This window comes from uncultured Intestinimonas sp. (assembly GCF_944387245.1).
In the GTDB taxonomy this organism is placed as follows: Bacteria; Bacillota; Clostridia; order Oscillospirales; family Oscillospiraceae; genus Intestinimonas.
The window spans coordinates 55658-70840 of sequence record NZ_CALXEE010000001.1; the positions used below are offsets into that span (position 1 = coordinate 55658).

The 15183-nt window shown below is 57.8% G+C and carries 15 protein-coding genes; 9 read left to right on the forward strand and 6 right to left on the reverse strand.

The genetic code is table 11. The features are described 5' to 3' along the window. Positions 1-6 precede the first annotated feature (6 nt). Genes Q0K15_RS00295 through Q0K15_RS00310 form a run of 4 tightly spaced genes read right to left on the reverse strand, consistent with a single transcriptional unit; the run spans position 7 to position 2611 of the window. Positions 7-573 (reverse strand): 2-oxoacid:acceptor oxidoreductase family protein, encoded by a 567-nt coding sequence (locus tag Q0K15_RS00295; RefSeq protein ID WP_294510286.1) that lies wholly within the window; start codon positions 571-573, stop codon positions 7-9. After that, positions 570-1325 carry a thiamine pyrophosphate-dependent enzyme gene (locus Q0K15_RS00300; RefSeq protein ID WP_227603905.1) on the reverse strand — a complete coding sequence of 252 codons (756 nt, stop codon included), beginning with the start codon at positions 1323-1325 and terminating at the stop codon, positions 570-572. Before Q0K15_RS00300 ends, Q0K15_RS00295 begins: the two co-directional genes overlap by 4 nt. 1 nt (position 1326) lies before the next feature. Beyond that, the gene (locus Q0K15_RS00305; protein WP_294510293.1) at positions 1327-2388 is read right to left on the reverse strand and encodes a 3-methyl-2-oxobutanoate dehydrogenase subunit beta; all 1062 of its coding nucleotides are present in this window, start codon (positions 2386-2388) and stop codon (positions 1327-1329) included. 25 nt (positions 2389-2413) lie between these two features. Beyond that, a complete protein-coding gene (locus tag Q0K15_RS00310) occupies positions 2414-2611 on the reverse strand; it encodes a 4Fe-4S binding protein (protein ID WP_130849710.1) in 198 nt (65 codons plus the stop codon). A gap of 211 nt (positions 2612-2822) precedes the next feature. Here Q0K15_RS00310 and Q0K15_RS00315 point away from each other — a divergent pair, with 211 nt between their 5' ends. The 7 genes from Q0K15_RS00315 (at position 2823) to Q0K15_RS00345 (ending at position 11429) form a co-directional block, all read left to right on the forward strand. Further along, positions 2823-3587 carry an IclR family transcriptional regulator gene (locus Q0K15_RS00315; RefSeq protein ID WP_294510297.1) on the forward strand — a complete coding sequence of 255 codons (765 nt, stop codon included), beginning with the start codon at positions 2823-2825 and terminating at the stop codon, positions 3585-3587. A 212-nt stretch (positions 3588-3799) separates the two neighbouring features. Next, positions 3800-4861, forward strand: a complete 1062-nt coding sequence (buk, locus tag Q0K15_RS00320; protein ID WP_294510301.1) for a butyrate kinase — start codon at positions 3800-3802, stop codon at positions 4859-4861. Positions 4862-4945: 84 nt separating this feature from the next. Continuing rightward, positions 4946-6382: a Na+/H+ antiporter NhaC gene (gene nhaC / locus Q0K15_RS00325; protein ID WP_294510304.1), complete on the forward strand. Its 1437-nt coding sequence runs from the start codon at positions 4946-4948 to the stop codon at positions 6380-6382. Position 6383: 1 nt separating this feature from the next. Then, positions 6384-7289, forward strand: coding sequence for a phosphate acyltransferase (locus Q0K15_RS00330; RefSeq protein WP_294510309.1), 906 nt, complete (start codon positions 6384-6386; stop codon positions 7287-7289). A 60-nt stretch (positions 7290-7349) separates the two neighbouring features. Continuing rightward, the gene (locus tag Q0K15_RS00335; protein WP_294510312.1) at positions 7350-8672 is read left to right on the forward strand and encodes a lactate racemase domain-containing protein; all 1323 of its coding nucleotides are present in this window, start codon (positions 7350-7352) and stop codon (positions 8670-8672) included. A gap of 35 nt (positions 8673-8707) precedes the next feature. Further along, the gene (locus tag Q0K15_RS00340; RefSeq protein WP_294510315.1) at positions 8708-10006 is read left to right on the forward strand and encodes an MFS transporter; all 1299 of its coding nucleotides are present in this window, start codon (positions 8708-8710) and stop codon (positions 10004-10006) included. Between the two features lie 31 nt (positions 10007-10037). Next, complete coding sequence (locus tag Q0K15_RS00345; protein WP_294510318.1) at positions 10038-11429, forward strand: FAD-binding oxidoreductase; 1392 nt, start codon at positions 10038-10040, stop codon at positions 11427-11429. A gap of 166 nt (positions 11430-11595) precedes the next feature. On the opposite strand, the gene Q0K15_RS00350 is transcribed toward Q0K15_RS00345, so the two are convergent. Together Q0K15_RS00350 and glyA are read right to left on the reverse strand one after the other, a co-directional pair. Further along, positions 11596-12132 carry a hypothetical protein gene (locus Q0K15_RS00350; protein WP_294510321.1) on the reverse strand — a complete coding sequence of 179 codons (537 nt, stop codon included), beginning with the start codon at positions 12130-12132 and terminating at the stop codon, positions 11596-11598. Positions 12133-12347: 215 nt separating this feature from the next. After that, positions 12348-13589: a serine hydroxymethyltransferase gene (gene glyA / locus Q0K15_RS00355; RefSeq protein WP_294510324.1), complete on the reverse strand. Its 1242-nt coding sequence runs from the start codon at positions 13587-13589 to the stop codon at positions 12348-12350. A 293-nt stretch (positions 13590-13882) separates the two neighbouring features. Here glyA and nth point away from each other — a divergent pair, with 293 nt between their 5' ends. After that, positions 13883-14527: an endonuclease III gene (nth, locus tag Q0K15_RS00360; protein WP_294510327.1), complete on the forward strand. Its 645-nt coding sequence runs from the start codon at positions 13883-13885 to the stop codon at positions 14525-14527. Between the two features lies 1 nt (position 14528). Next, positions 14529-15155, forward strand: a complete 627-nt coding sequence (locus Q0K15_RS00365; protein WP_294510330.1) for a chloramphenicol acetyltransferase — start codon at positions 14529-14531, stop codon at positions 15153-15155. Positions 15156-15183: the final 28 nt, after the last annotated feature.

Sequence of the window (15183 nt, forward strand, 5' to 3'; positions counted from 1 at the left end):
ATTCTATCAGCGGACACAAGAGGCGTTGGTGAGGCACTCCACGGCGTTGTAGCCGGCGTCAAAGGCCTTGGCATTGGACTCGTTGAACTTAGACTTGCCCTTCTTCTCGAACATGTGGTTCATGGCGGCGATGGCGGCCTCCTTTGTGAAGTCGCCCATGAGCTTGACAACAGCGCCGGTCATGACCACGTTGGCACCCTTGGGGTTGCCCAGGGAGGTGGCGATCTCCGTGCAGTTGACGTGGACGTAGGTTACATCCTGTCTGGCGTCATCAGGAATGGTGACGGTATCGCCCACCAGCACGGTGCCGCCGGGTGCCACGATGGGGAGGAACATGTGGAGGGAGGGCTCATTCATGGCCAGCAGCAGGTCGGGTTGCTCCTGGGAGGGATTGTAGATGTAGTTTTCTGCGCAGTACTTCACCGTACAGTTGGCGGTGCCGCCACGCATGGCGGAGCCGTAGGAGGGGACCCAGGTGACGTTCAGGCCCTCGGTAGCGGCAATATCGGAAATAATGAGGCCCACAGTCAGGACGCCCTGTCCGCCGGAGCCAGCGAATACGATCTCTCTCACTTCTGCTCCTCTCCTCTCTTCTTGAATTCACCAATGGGGTAGTAGGGGATCAGTTCCTTTTCAATGCGCTCCATGGCCTTGACCGGGGTGAGACCCCAGTTGATGGGACAGGGAGAGAGGACCTCCACGATGGAGTAGCCCTCGTGGTTGAGCTGGGCCTGGAGGGCATTTTTGATGTAGCCCTTGAGCTTGTTGATGTTGGCGGGATTGGTGACGGTGCCCCGGGCGGCATAGGCGGCGCCGGGGAACTCCCGGGCCACGATCTCCGGAAAGCGGATGGGGTAGCCGGTGACGGAGCAGTCACGGCCATAAATGGAGGTGGAGGTCTTTTGACCCTCCATGGTGGTCAGGGACATCTGGCCGCCGGTCATACCGAAGTTGGTGTTATTGATGACGATGACGGTGATGTTCTCGTTGCGGTAGGCGGCGTTGAAGGTCTCAGCAATACCGATGTTGTAGGCATCGCCGTCGCCCTGATAGGAGACCACCAGGGTGTCAGGGCTCACACGCTTCATACCGGTGGCCACTGCGCCGGCGCGGCCGTGGCAGCAGTGGAGACGGTCACACTCCAGACCGGCGCCCAGGTTGGAGGAGCAGCCCACGCCGATGGGGAAGATGATGTTGTCCAGCTGGTCCAGCTCCTCCAGAGCCTCCATGATCAGACGGCTGACGATGCCGTGCCCACAGCCGGGACAAAAATCCATGGGTTTGTCCACAAGGGCAGGGACCTTTCTTTCACGGGTAGCGGCCATATCAATAGACCTCCTTTACTTCGCCGTTCTTGATCCGGTGATAATCGGCCTTGATGCTGCGGATGGGGGGCGTGTTATAGACGTATGTAAGGGCGTAGGCGGGGATGTTGCGGTCCTTGTGGGTCTTTTTGATGTAGAGGGCGGCGTCGTCCACCAGCTGGCCGGTGGCATTTTCTTCCACGGTGATGACGCCCTTGCAGGCGGGGTTGATCTTGGCAAAGGCTTTTTCCGGGAAGGGCCAGGCGGTGATGGGACGGATGAGGCCCACCTTCTCGCCTTCGGCCCGCAGCTCACGGATGGCGCCCAGGGTGGCCCGGCCGGGAACGCCGTAGGCCACGAACACGTAGTCGGCATCCTCGACGCCTTCGTCGAACCAGCGCTGCTCGTTCTCCTTGATGGCGGCGTACTTCTCACGCAGCTCCACGGCCTCCTTGCGGGAGTCCCGTTCAAAGATACCGATCTTCTTATAGTCGTACTTGCCGGTGAGGGCCCAGGGGGTCCGCTTGGTCTCCACGAAATCGGGGAGGGTGACCGGCTCCATCATCTGGCCCAGAGTGCCCTCGCCCATCATGACCACGACGATGCGGTACTTCTCAGAAAGCTCATAGGCGGGGAGCATCAGGTCCACGAACTCCTGTACAGAGGAGGGACAGAGGACGATGCAGCGGTAGTCGCCCTGACCGCCGCCACGGGTCTCGCGGTTGTAATCGCACTGGGCGGTGAAGAGGGTGCCCAGGCCATTGCCGTAACGGACCTGGGTGATGACCACGGCGGGGAGACCCTCGTCGCACAGGGTGGAGATGCCCTCCTGCTTGAGGGAGATACCCGGGCCGGAGGAGGCGGTGAGGGCCCGCACACCACAGGCAGAGGCGCCGATGACCATGTTGATGCCGGCCAGTTCGCTTTCGGCCTGGACAAAGGAACCGCCGACCTCTGCCATACGCCAGGACAGATATTCCATGATCTCGCTGGAAGGGGTGATGGGATAGCCAGCGTAGAACCGCGCGCCTGCCCGGACGGCGGCCTCTGCGATTGCCTCGTTGCCTTTCATCATTTCAGCCATGTCGTATATACTCCTTTCCGCTCACTCAGCCCAGGACGTGGAACACGCCGTCGGGGCACACGGTGTAACAGATGCCGCAGCCAATGCAGGCTTCGTCGTCGATCTGCACAGGGTAATACCCGGCATCGTTGAGCTCAGTCGACTTGCTGATGCACTTTTTTGGGCAGTTGTGGATGCAAAGGCCGCATTCCTTGCACCGCGCCCGGTTGATTTCGACCTTCATCTGGGTCCCTCCATTCACTATTTGTTCCGAAGAATAGAACCTTGTTCCGATATTTAGAGCATACACCCGCCGCCTGCCCATGTCAATACCTCCCAGAAGGAAAATTTAGCGGATATGAAAATTGTTTCACTGTGTGGAACAGCTTGACACCGATTTGGAAGTGTAGTTTAATTATGGTTGAAAATTGTGAGTGTTTAGGGAGGAATGTCGTGTGTCTGACATCATTCAGTCGGTGGACCGGGCTCTGGAGATCATGATCTATCTGTACCATGAGGGGAAGGAGACCAGCATCACCAAGATCGCGGCGGACCTGGGTGTCTATAAGAGCACGGTATACCGCACACTGGTGACCCTGGAGAACCGTGGTTTTGTCCGCAAAAATCCGGAGACGGAAAAATACTGGCTGGGAAACCGTCTATTCGTCCTGGGGAAGGGGGTAGAAAACCGGATGGGGCTGCCGGAGATCGTCCGTCCCTACGCAAAAAAACTCTATGACGCCTATTGCGAGGTAGTCAATGTCTCCATTCTTGAACGCAATCCGGACGATGTCTACCGCAGCGTCATCATCCTGAAGGAGGAGAGCAGCCGGCAGGTTCTCACTGTCAACCCGCCGGTGGGGTCCAGCAGCGAGTGCTACTGCTCTTCGGTGGGCAAATGTCTGTTGGCATACAGCGCCGACATTGACCTTGGCATTTATGAGACCCACCCGATGCGCCCTCACACCGATCATACTATCACCACAGTGGCGGCACTGCGGTCAGAACTGGCGAAGGTCCGGGATCGGGGCTATGCCTTGGACCACGAGGAGCTGGAATATGGTCTGACGTGTATTGGTGCGCCCATTTTGAACCAAAAGGGGGAGGCAGTGGCAGCCATCAGCCTCTCCGGCCCCACCAGCCGCATGCTCTCCGGCGATATTGAGGAGCGGATCGAAGCGGTCAAGCGGATCGCCCGGGAAATTTCCAGTAACTTTTGACACCCGGTTTCTGTTCCGCCACATGGGACACGTGTTTTAAATGCATAAAAAATCATTGTGATTTTGTACAAAAAGTATGCTTGACATTTCCAGAGAATGGGGGTATGCTCAACAGCGTAATGGGAAGAAGCGCCGCGCGTTTCTTTCTTTTCCGACAATATAGGAACATTGTTCTGAAGAATAGAACAACAAAGAAAGGCGGGGGAAGGAACATGAAGATCCTGGTCATCAATCCGGGCGGCACTTCCACGAAGATCGCGGTTTTTGAAGATGACAAGCAACTCTTCAAGGCCAATATCACCCACACGGCGGAGGACCTGAAGCCCTTTCACAGGGTGTTCGACCAATTTGGCTATCGAAAGGAGCTTATCTTGCGGGCGGTCACAGAGCAGGGCATCGAGCTGAAGGAGCTCTCCGCCGTGGCCGGTCGGGGTGGCCTGATGGAACCTATTCCAGGCGGAACTTACGCGGTCAATGACCGTATGGTGGAGGATATGCGCAACGCCGTCCACGGAGAACATCCCTCCAACCTGGGCTCTGTGTTGGCAAAGGAGATCGGCGATGAGCTGGGGATTCCCTCTTTCGTGGTAGACCCCGTCTCTGTGGATGAGCTCATGCCTATAGCCAGGATCTCCGGCATCTCCGATCTGGAGCGGCCCAGTTGGTTCCACGCCCTCAACCACAAGGCGGTGGCCCGGTGGGCGGCGGAACGGGTGGGGAAGCCCTATGAAGAATGTGACCTCATCGTGGCCCATCTGGGCTCCGGCAACTCTATTGTGGCCCATAAGCACGGCCAGATGATCGACGGCAGCGGTGGCCGGACCAATGGTCCCTTTTCTCCCGAGCGCAGCGGTGGCCTGCCCACCTATCCGCTGGTGGAACTGTGTTACTCCGGGAAATACACCCATGAGGAGATGGTGGCGAAGCTCAGCTTGGTGGGCGGTATGTACGACTATCTGGGTACCAAGGATGCCCAGGAAGTGGAGCGGCGCATGGCTGAGGGCGATGAGAAAGCAAAGCTGGTCTATGAGGCCTATGTCTATGCCATCGCCAAGGAGATCTGTTCCTACGCAGCCGCCTTCGAGGGGAAAGTGGACCGTATCGTGCTCACCGGCGGCATTGCCCACTCCGCGTACGTGGTCCGTGAGGTGGGCCGGATGACGGCTTTCCTGGCCCCCATGGAAGTGGTGGCTGGCGAGTTTGAAATGGAGGCACTGGCCCTGGGAGCCCTGCGGGTGCTCCGTGGGGAGGAGACGGCAAAGGTCTACCAATGAGCGGAAAGCTCCCAACCGTCGCCTGCATCCTGTGAAGAGGCAGGTGGGAAAGGAAGGATAACATGGAGAAAGAGGGCGGCCATCTTGTCTCAACCCGAATGTAGGACCAAGCGCGAACCAAGCGTTGGAATGTCCCTTGTGGTATTCCTGATCGCTATGGGGATCATGCTCTTCGGACTGGTGATCTTTGAACTGGATATTCATATTGTTATGCTAGTGGCCCTGGCCTTTGCCTGCATTGCCTCGGCTCCGCTGGGATATAGCTTTGATGACCTGTTGGAGTGCATGAAGAAAACGCTGGGCCAGTCCATGTCGGCCATGGTGATCTTCATCTTCATTGGCCTCATCATCGCAGCCTGGATCTTCTCCGGAACGGTGCCGGCGCTGATCTATTATGGGCTGCACTACATCACACCCAAGCTGTTTCTCCCTGTTGGTCTTCTCCTGTGCAGCCTGACCTCCATGTCCATCGGTACCTCCTGGGGGACGGTGGGGACCATGGGACTGGCCATGATGGGGATCGGCGCGGGAATGGGGATTCCGGCTGGGCTGACCGCCGGCATGGTGCTGTGCAGCGCCTCCTTCGGCGACAAGATGTCCCCCATTTCCGATACCACCAATCTGGCTCCGGCGGCAGCGGGGACGACTTTGCAGCGGCATATCAGCAGCATGTGGATGACCACACTTCCGGCCTATATCATCGTCTTTGTGATCTTCACGATCATTGGTCTTTTCTATCAGGATGGGCAGATGGATTACACCACCATCAATACGTTCATCGACACAATTGGAACGACATTCCATATTTCGCCTGTTCTTCTGCTGCCGGTCGTGGTCCTGCTGGTGCTCAATATCCGGCAGTTCCCCGCCATACCTGGCATGGCTATCGGTACGCTGCTGGCAGTCATTCTGGCGGTGGTGGTGCAGGGGGTCAGCATCCGGGATGTGATCTCCGGCCTGAACTACGGCTACACCGCCTCCACCGGTGTGGAGATGGTGGACACCCTGCTCCAGCGAGGTGGGATCCAGAGTATGATGTATACCTTCTCGCTGGCCTGCATTGCGATCTCCTTCGGCGGCGTCATGGAGCGGGTGGGTTATCTGCATAAAGTCGTGGGACTGGTGGTCTCCAAGGTCAAGTCAGACAAAATGATGGTGCCGTTGGTCATCGGATCGGCCACCGTGGGCACCATGGTCATGGGCGAGGTCTACCTTACCCTAGTGCTCAACGGTAATCTGTTCCGGGAGACCTTCAAGGAGCGTGGACTGCGCCCGGAGATGCTCTCACGGCTGCTGGAGGAGGGCGGTACCCTGACCCAGGTCTTTGTCCCCTGGTCCACCACCAGCATGTTTGTCACGGCGGCGCTGGGAGTCTCCACCGCGGAATACTGGAGATTTGCCCTGCTGCACTATATCAATCCACTACTGTCGATTGTACTTTGTTTCTTTGGGTACGGCGTACTGTATATCAACAAACCTTGCCGCTGGGACAAGAGATGCGGCCCTGTGGAGGAGTCATGAAATGCTGAAAAATTTTGATGAAGTTCTTGAGAAAGTGCGTTCCATCGAACCCTTTACCGTCAGCGTGGCTGCTGCTGCTGACAAGGAACTGCTCCAGGCGGTCAAGACGGCCTCGGATCTGGGGTTTGTACGCCCGGTGCTGGTGGGAGACCCAAAGGCGGTAGGCGGCATCTGTGAAGAGATTGGCCTCAAGCCTCTGGATATCCTGGCAGCTGACGGGGAGGAAAAGGCGGTTGCAGCTGCTGTCAAGGCGGTGCGGGAAGGCGGCGCCCAGGTCCTCATGAAGGGCCTGGTGAACACCAGCGTCTACATGCGGGGTATCCTCAACAAGGAGCACGGCTTGCGTACGGGACGACTGCTGTCCATGATGGCGGTATACGAGGCGCCCGGCTACCATAAGCTGGTCTACTGCAGCGACAGTGGTATCAACGTAGCGCCCAATCTGGAGCAGAAAAAAGATATTTTGAAAAATATCCTTCTGGCCACCAAGTCCATTGGACTGGAGAACCCCAAGGTGGCCGCGTTGACGGCCAATGAGATGGTGGACCCCAAGATCCAGTCCACGGTGGATGCCGCCGGACTGGTGGAGTATGTTGCCAGCGGCGCCCTGGGGCCGGATCTGCCCTGCATCATCGAGGGCCCCATCGCCTTCGACGTGGCCTTTGATCCACACGCCGCCGCCCACAAGAAGATCGACAGCAAGATCACCGGCGAGACCGACATCGTGATCTTCCCCAATATGGAGGCGGGGAACATCATGGGCAAGTCCTGGATCCACCTGTGCAAGTGCCGCTGGGCGGGCATCGTTCTGGGGGCTACCCATCCGGTAATCCTGGGGTCCAGGGCGGACACGCCGGAGATCAAGCTCAATTCCATCGCACTGGCCTGTCTGGCTGCACGGAGCTAAGGTCTGGCCTTTCCGCAAAAGATGTGTGACAACGGCTGTGGAAAGGGGGTAGTGTGAGGGATGTTGATCTCGTTTCCTAAAATGGATCTGCCTCTCCAGGAGGCGGACCGGATTGTCATCCCGCCCATGTACCGGATCAGGCAGAAATACGATGACCGGCACATCCAGGACGTTTCGGGACATCTGCGGAAGCAGTTGGAGTTCTCAGTGCTTGACCGGAAGCGGCTGCGTGGCAAGCGGCTGGCGCTGACAGTGGGCAGCCGGGGCATTCCGGACCTTGACAAGCTGGTCCGCACCATCTGTGACACCTGTAAGGCGTGGGGGGCAAAGCCCTTCATCGTGCCCGCGATGGGAAGTCACGGCGGATCGACGGCAGAGGGACAGCGGCAGATCCTGGCGGAGTATGGGATCACCCAAGAGACCATGGGCGTGCCGGTGTACTCCAGCATGGAGGTGGAGCAGTACGGAGCCCTGGAGGACGGAACGCCGCTCTACTGTGACAAGAATGCTTGGGAGGCCGACGGGGTGATCCTGTTCAACAAGGTCAAGCCCCACACCGATTTTCGGGGAAAGCACGAGAGCGGCTTGGGCAAAATGGTGGCCATCGGCCTGGCCAAGGGAAAGGGAGCATCTGTATTCCACACCAAGCGGCTCAGCCGTTTCCCGGAGTATATCCCAAAGGTGACCGAGATCTTCATGAAGACCGGGAAGGTGGCCTTCGGTGTTGGTGTGGTCCAGAACGCCTATGACCGGATCTGCCGGATCGAGGCCTGTGAGAGCGCGGATATTCTGGACCTGGATGCCCGGCTTCAGGCCTTTGCCAAGACCCAGCTTCCCAGGTTTAAGTTTGACCGCTGCGATGTGCTGGTGGTGGATGAGATCGGCAAAGACATCAGCGGCAGCGGCATGGACCCCAACATCACGGGGCGGAACGATACGGGAGATTTCCCAGGGGTCCTGGACCTGCAGAGACTGGTGGTCCTCGGCATTACCGAAGCATCCTGCCACAATGGCTGCGGCATCAACTTGTGTGACCTGACGGTCCGGAGATGTCTCAACGAGATCGACTGGTACGCCACCTGGCTCAACAACGTGACCGCGTCCATGCTCAGCAGAGGGCAGATCCCCACCTATGTTGAGAACGACCGGGATGCCGTGCTCACCGCCATCCGAACCTGTGTCGAGACAGACTTTGACCACCCCAGGGTGGCCCGCATCAAAAATACACTGCACATGTCTGAAATCCTGGTCTCTGAGGCCCTGTACCAGGACATCAAGGATCGTGAAGACGTCGTGCTGCTCTCCGGTCCCAAGGAGATGCGCTTCGACGACCATGGCTTCTTGCGAAAGGATATCTGGGGTCAGGAGGTATCTGACCCATAAAATCAGGACATCTGTCCAGAGAGTGAGGGTTTTGAATGAGTAATGCGGAAAAACACAGCACCAAACTGAGCGTACGCCAACTAACCATCATCTTCTTCCTTGGCTTGGGCTATACCATCGTCTACGCGACCCCCTTTATCCAGTATGTGTTCTACGATTCCCTGGTGGGCACGCTGGGCTGTACCCAGCAGCAGTTGGGATACCTCATCACCATCTTCGGTATCGGCAACCTGCTGGCGCCCTTCGGCGGCATGCTCAGTGATAAATTCAATACCAAGAAGATCTATCTGCTGTCCGTAGGCGTTATCTGCGTGCTCAATGTGTTGTTTGTGCTCAACATGACCTACAGCTTTGCCCTCATTATCTGGGCCGGTTTTGCATTCTTTGCCCTCTTCCTCTATTTCCCCGCCCACACCAAGCTGGTCCGTCTGGTGGGCAGTGAAAACCAGCAGGGCACTATTTTCGGTCTTACCGAGTCCTTCTGCGGCATTACCAACGTTATCGTGAACTTCATCGCTCTCTTCCTTTTTGCCAAGTTTGCCAATGACACCTTTGGCACCAACGGCCTTAAAGCGGCCATCATCGGCTATGCCGTGCTGGGCGTGATCTCCCTGGTCATACTGGCCGTTCTGGTCCCCGACCCCGGCAAGCCCTCTCCCGAGAGCGGCGGTGAGAGCAACATCAATTCCAAGATGACCATCAGGGACTGGGTGAGCATCGTGATCAACCCCCGTACCTGGATGTCCGGCATCGCTGTGTTCACTACCTACACCATGTACTGTACCCTCTCCTATTACACCCCCTATTTCAGCAATGTTTTGGGTGTCTCCCTGGCCGGCACGGGCGCCATCGCCATCATCCGGCAGTACGGTACCCGTTTTATCGGCGCTCCGGTGGGCGGTTGGCTGGGCGATAAGATTCACTCGGTCTCCAAAGTGGTGGGCGTCTCCCTGGCGGCGGCCGTGGTGATCGTGCTGGTCTTTATGCTCGTACCTGTCGGTACCAGCGCGGCCGTGCTTACAGCACTTACCCTGTGCGCTGGCGTGCTCACCTACATGGCCCGCGGCTGCATGTTCGCCGTTCCTTCGGAGCTGAAGATCCCCAGAAAGTATGCAGGTACCACCTCCGGTGTGGTGTGCGCCATCGGCTACTGCCCCGACCTCTTTATCTTCGTCCTCTTTGGCTACTGGCTGGATAAGCACGGCAATGCCGGCTACCAGAACATCTTCATCTATGCGGCTGTCATCATGGCCATTGGCGTGGTGAACGCCATTGTCACTCAGATCTACAAGAAAAAGGTCCTTGGGAAAGAATCCGCTCAGGACGCGGTCTGACCGCGCCACACAGAAAGGGGTAAGAACAGCAATGAAACAGGAATTCATCGACGCGCTCATCGGTATCTGCGGTAAGGATTATGTCTATTCTTCCAAGGAGGATGTGTCCGGCTATCTCTATGACGAGACGGAGGAGTTTGTCCGTCCCAAGGCCTGCGAGGATTGTCTGGTGGTCCGGCCCGGTACTTATGAAGAGGTCTCCAAGATTCTCCAGTGGGCCAACGAGACAAAGACCCCCATCATCCCCCGCGGCGGTGGTACCGGCGCCTGCGGCGCGGCCATCCCCACCATCCCCTCCGTCATCATGTCCATGGAACGTTTTAAGGACATCGTGGAGGTTGATGAGACCAATATGATGATTACCTGTCAGACCGGCGTCACGCTGGCCAAGCTCAATGAATACCTCAATGAGAATGTCCACGCCCTGTACTTCCCCTGCCACCCCGGCGACGAGGGCGCCCAGGTGGGCGGTATGTGCATTGAGAACGCCGGTGGTGTCCGGGCCGTGAAACACGGCATCATGCGCAGCTATGTCAAGGGAATGAAGGTCTGCCTCCCCAACGGCGAGATCGTCCAGTTCGGCGGCAAGCTGGTGAAGAACAACATGGGCTATGACCTGCTCCACCTGCTGGTAGGCTCCGAAGGCACCCTGGCTGTGGTGCTGGAGGCCACACTGAAGCTTTATCCCCGCCTGGACTACACCGGCGCTCTGGTCTGCTCCTTTAAGGACACCGAGTCCGCTGTCAAATCGGTGGGTGAGGTCCAGAAGGCGGGTATCATCCCCCTGGCCGTAGAGTACATGGACCGCGATATCGCCGTGGAGACCGCCAAGCGCATCAGCAAGACCTGGCCCATGAGCGACGAGGGCTGTGTGGACCTCATCTACATGGTGGAGGAGGCCACCGAGGACGCCCTTTATGAGACCGCAGGTACCATCGCCGAGATCTGCGAGAACAACGGGGCCGTGGGTTCCGTCATCGCTGAAAACGAGAAGGAGCAGCGCAATATCCTGGAGATCCGCTCCGATATCTACGAGGTCTTTAAGCCCGAGTTTGTGGACTCCCTGGATACCGCTGTCCCCGTGGCCCACATCGGCGATCTGCTCCGGTACATCGACGCCATTGCCGAGAAGTACGGCACCCGCAGCCCCCGCTTTGGTCACGTGGCCGATGGCAACTTCCATAACTTCATCCTCATGGTAGACGGAAAGGTGCCTGAGTGGGCCGACGATATGCGCCGGGACATCTACAAGGCCGCTCTGAAGTACGGTGGAACTGTTACTGCCGAGCACGGTACCGGCAAGACCCGGAAGCCCTACATGGAACTGCAGTATACCCCCCATGTGCTGGAGATCATGCGCAACATCAAGCGTGCCTTTGATCCCAACAATATCCTCAACCCCGGTGTCATCGTGGATCTGTAAAAACGGAAGTTCACGTGCTTGATGGCGCGACAACAACAGATAGCAAAATGGGCCCGACCGCTTTTTAGCGGTCGGGCCCATTTTGCTGTGAACTGTCGTTTACACGGGAATATTAAGAGAGGCGTGATGTGGGTCAGCGGGTCCCGGCGGGCGGCAGTGCAGCCGGTCACTGGTCCTGCCCAGAGAGACGTTCGGCCCAGGTGGAGGCGTCCCGATAGCCATCCAAAAGCGAGAACTGTTCTTTGGGAAGGCAGGCTGTGAGCTTATTCTGAAATACATTGATAAAGTCGCGGGAGGTAGTGCGGTAGTCCTGATGATAGGGACGCCAAACTCCGCCCACTGACATGAGATGGCCGCCCTCAAGATCGACCTGGGCATAGGCGATGGTGCCAGACAGCAAGGCCTGATAAAAACGGTGGACTTTCTTGCGTTCTGGCTCAAGAACACGGGTGGAACCGATGGGGTCCACCTCTGTTACCCGATGGAGCTGTCGGGTTCCATATGTGACGTCCTCCAAAGTCTCCGCTGCATTTTTAAGAACGGTGTCACCGGCACGCTGTCTCTGCCTGAGGTAGATGGACGGGAGATCATCGACACCGGCTACAAGTAAAAAACCATCTGCTCCGGAAGACAATGTAAGGCTGATTTCTTCCTTAAGAATCTCTATAGGCCTTTGGAACATCGGAGGCATATAAATTTTCACACAGTCCTCGATGAAACAGCAATCGTGCGCATCTTGAGAAATGTCGTAAAGACCACTGAGAAACCCGGGTCCTGTGGACAATGCCGACCAACACCAACATATTTTAATTCAAAAATATCAGATTTTACAGAAAAGTAAAACATATTTCCCCAATAATACAAAACGAGGAGCCTGGCCACGGTGGACAGACTCCTCGCTTGCTGATGGGATAAGACTCACTGATAGAGGGGGTATTTGGCGCACATGGCGGCTACAGTCTCCCGAATGGAGTTAGCCTTGGCATCAAAGTCGGTGGCGGCCTGCCAGATCAGGGAGCCGATGACCTTCATCTCCTCCTCGCCGAAGCCGCGGGTGGTGACGGCGGGGGTGCCCACCCGGATGCCGCTGGTGACGAAGGGCTTCTCGGGGTCGTTGGGGATGGCGTTCTTGTTGACGGTGATGCAGACCTCATCCAGCCGCTTCTCCAGCTCCTTGCCGGTGATATGGGCTTTGCGCAGGTCCACCAGCATCAGGTGGTTGTCGGTGCCTCCGGAGACCAGGTCGAAGCCGGCGTCGGTGAGAGACTGGGCCAGGACAGCAGCGTTTTTGATGATCTGCTCCTGATAGGTCTTGAACTCGGGCTTGAGAGCCTCGCCGAAGGCAACAGCCTTGGCGGCGATGATGTGGAGGAGAGGACCGCCCTGGGAGCCGGGGAAGATGGCGGAGTCGATCTTCTTGGCCAGCTCCTCCTTGCAGAGGATCATGCCGCCCCGGGGACCACGGAGGGTCTTGTGGGTGGTGGTGGTGACCACGTCGGCGTAGGGGACAGGGGAGGGGTGGAGCCCGGCGGCCACCAGGCCGGCAATGTGGGCCATGTCCACGAACAGGTAGGCGCCCACCTCGTGGGCGATGTCGGCGAAGGCCTTAAAGTCGATGATCCGGGGGTAGGCGGAGGCGCCGGCGATGATCATCTTGGGCTTGTGCTGCCGGGCCAGGTCCCGGACCTGGTCATAGTCGATGTAACCCTTGTCGTTGAGGCCGTAAGAAACCATATGATAGTTCTTGCCGGAGAAGTTCACGGGAGAGCCGTGGGTGAGGTGGCCGCCGTTGCCCAGGTCCATGCCCAGTACGGTGTCGCCGTGCTCACACAGAGCCTGGTAGACGGCATAGTTGGCCTGGGCGCCGGAGTGGGGCTGGACGTTGGCATGGTCGGCGCCGAAGAGCTTGCAGGCCCGGTCCCGGGCGATGTTCTCGGTGACGTCCACCTCCTGGCAGCCGCCGTAGTAGCGCTTGCCGGGGTAGCCCTCGGCGTACTTGTTGGTGAGCACCGTGCCCATGGCCACCAGTACCGCCTCGCTGACGATGTTCTCAGAGGCGATGAGCTCAATGTTCCGCCGCTGCCGGGCCAGCTCGGCCGCCACGGTGGCGCCCACTTCCGGGTCGTTGGCGGTGAGGAAATCGATCATTTCTTGTACCATTGCCGTCGCACCTCGCATCAAGAAAGTAATGTGTCAAAGTGACATGCAAATATTATACCGGAACGTTTTGAGAAATACAACTGTCATTCTTGGAAAAACACAGTCGCATCTTGCCGATATTTATGGTATGATAATGGAGACTGAATAAACCGCAATGCATTTTATCCGCGCGGCAGAGCCGCACAATTTTATAAAAACAGACAAAATGAACTGTTTTTGTGAAATTCAGATATTACGACAGCAGAGTCCGGCGGAAGACCGCCGGCAGTGCGGCATGGAAAGGAATGGCCGATATGACAAAGAAAGAGCGGGCCAGAGCCATCGTGGAGGAGCTCAAGGCTCTTTATCCGGAGGGCATCTGTTCCCTCAACTACCCCAAACCCTATGAGCTGCTGTTTGCCGTCCGCCTGTCGGCCCAGTGTACCGACGAGCGGGTGAACATGGTGACGCCGGCCCTCTTTGCCCGATTCCCCACCCTGGAGTCCCTGGCCCAGGCCGACGTGGCCGAGGTGGAGGAGTACATTCACTCCACGGGCTTTTTCCGGGCCAAGGCCCGGGACATCGTGGCCGCCTCCCAGATGATGCTGGAGCAGTTTGACGGCAAGGTGCCCGACAACATGGAGGATCTGCTGAAACTGCCCGGCGTGGGTCGTAAGACGGCCAACCTCATTCTAGGGGACGTCTATCACGTCCCCGGTGTGGTGGTGGCGGACACCCACTGCATCCGCATCTCGGGCAAGCTCGGCCTTACCGATGGCACCAAGGACCCGGGCAAGGTGGAGACCCAGCTGCGGAAGGTACTGCCTCCGGAGGAGTCCAACAACTTCTGTCACCGGCTGGTGCTCCATGGCCGGGCGGTGTGTACCGCCCGGAAGCCGGACTGCCAGAACTGCACTCTGCGGCCCTGGTGCGCCTTCTTCCAGAAGGGGACGAAGTGACATGGAGTTGGTAGACCTGGAGACCTGGCCCCGCAAGGAACATTTCCAATTCTTTTCCGGGCTTTCTTTTCCATTTTATAATGTGACCAGCACCCTGGATGTGACCAAGTTCTATCCGTGGGTCAAAGAACGGAAGGGCTCCTTTTATTACAGTCTCATCTATGCCACCATGACGGTGATGAATGACCTGCCCGATTACCTTTATAAAATCCGGGGCAGCCAGGTGGTGAAGCACGACCATCTGGACCCCAGTTTTGTGGTCATGGATGGGAACACCCATCTGTTGAAGATCGTGACGGTGCCCTTCGGCGGAAGCGTAGAGGAATTTTGTGACCGATGTGCCCGGTATGACGCAGCCCAGAAATCGCCCTTCCCGCCGGCGGAGTCGGAGGCCAGGGACGATCTGGTCTATATTTCCTGCCTGCCCTGGATAAGCTTTAGCAGCCTTACCAACGAGATGGACATCAACCCGGACGACTCCATTCCAAGGGTGACCTGGGGAAAGCTTGAAAAGCGGGAGGGGAGGCTTCTGCTGCCCTACGCGGTGCAGCTCAACCACCGCCTCCTGGACGGTTGGCACCTGAGTCAGCTGGTGGGCGGGGTCCAGGCCTGGATCGATCGAAGATGAAACATAACGAAAGACCCGCGGCCCAGGC

Coding starts and splice junctions, on each gene's coding strand:
- Q0K15_RS00305 (WP_294510293.1), bottom strand. CDS start 2,388: ATGGCTGAAATGATGAAAGGCAACGAGGCAATCGCAGAGGCCGCCGTC.
- glyA (WP_294510324.1), bottom strand. CDS start 13,589: ATGGTACAAGAAATGATCGATTTCCTCACCGCCAACGACCCGGAAGTG.
- buk (WP_294510301.1), top strand. CDS start 3,800: ATGAAGATCCTGGTCATCAATCCGGGCGGCACTTCCACGAAGATCGCG.
- Q0K15_RS00345 (WP_294510318.1), top strand. CDS start 10,038: ATGAAACAGGAATTCATCGACGCGCTCATCGGTATCTGCGGTAAGGAT.
- nth (WP_294510327.1), top strand. CDS start 13,883: ATGACAAAGAAAGAGCGGGCCAGAGCCATCGTGGAGGAGCTCAAGGCT.
- Q0K15_RS00340 (WP_294510315.1), top strand. CDS start 8,708: ATGAGTAATGCGGAAAAACACAGCACCAAACTGAGCGTACGCCAACTA.
- Q0K15_RS00300 (WP_227603905.1), bottom strand. CDS start 1,325: ATGGCCGCTACCCGTGAAAGAAAGGTCCCTGCCCTTGTGGACAAACCC.
- Q0K15_RS00335 (WP_294510312.1), top strand. CDS start 7,350: ATGTTGATCTCGTTTCCTAAAATGGATCTGCCTCTCCAGGAGGCGGAC.
- Q0K15_RS00365 (WP_294510330.1), top strand. CDS start 14,529: ATGGAGTTGGTAGACCTGGAGACCTGGCCCCGCAAGGAACATTTCCAA.
- Q0K15_RS00330 (WP_294510309.1), top strand. CDS start 6,384: ATGCTGAAAAATTTTGATGAAGTTCTTGAGAAAGTGCGTTCCATCGAA.
- Q0K15_RS00310 (WP_130849710.1), bottom strand. CDS start 2,611: ATGAAGGTCGAAATCAACCGGGCGCGGTGCAAGGAATGCGGCCTTTGC.